Here is a 559-nt window from a genome sequence, read left to right as displayed (position 1 = left end):
ATCTTATTCTTGTTAATACCTGTCATATTCGTGAAAAAGCAGCAGAAAAACTTTATTCTGATCTTGGTCGTTTGCGCATTATGCGTCAAGAGCGCACACCTGATAAACCCCTGATGGTTGGTGTAACGGGTTGTGTTGCACAAGCTGAGGGAAGTGAAATCTTGCGCCGTGCGCCAACAGTGGATCTTGTTATTGGTCCACAAATGTATCATCGCCTGCCAGAATTGTTAGAAAAAGCCAAACAAGGAAAAAAGATTATCGAAACAGACTATGCTGTTGAAGATAAATTTGCTCATTTGCCGCCTCATAATAAACATGCAGTAAGAAAACGGGGTGTTAGCGCATTTTTAACAGTACAAGAAGGGTGCGACAAATTTTGCACTTTTTGTGTTGTTCCCTATACGCGGGGTGCTGAAATATCACGGTCCGTCGAGCAAATTACCGAGGAAGCCCGCCAGCTTATTGAAGCAGGTGTTAAAGAGATTACGCTGCTTGGACAAAATGTCAATGGTTGGCATGGACAAAGTGCTGATGGCAAAACTTGGCGTCTTGGCGATCT

At 43.5% G+C, this 559-nt stretch carries 1 protein-coding gene; it reads left to right on the top strand.

The window, feature by feature from the left end; translation table 11 throughout:
* Nucleotides 1-559, top strand: a 559-nt coding sequence (locus ACFIL8_RS12890) for a radical SAM protein (RefSeq protein WP_375690100.1), incomplete at both ends; no start/stop codon positions are given.

Origin of the sequence: Bartonella sp. AP57NXGY (genome assembly GCF_042195805.1) — a bacterium.
In the GTDB taxonomy this organism is placed as follows: Bacteria; Pseudomonadota; Alphaproteobacteria; order Rhizobiales; family Rhizobiaceae; genus Bartonella.
The sequence above is the reverse complement of the archived record's forward strand: the minus strand, read 5'-3'. Positions and strand labels throughout refer to the sequence as shown.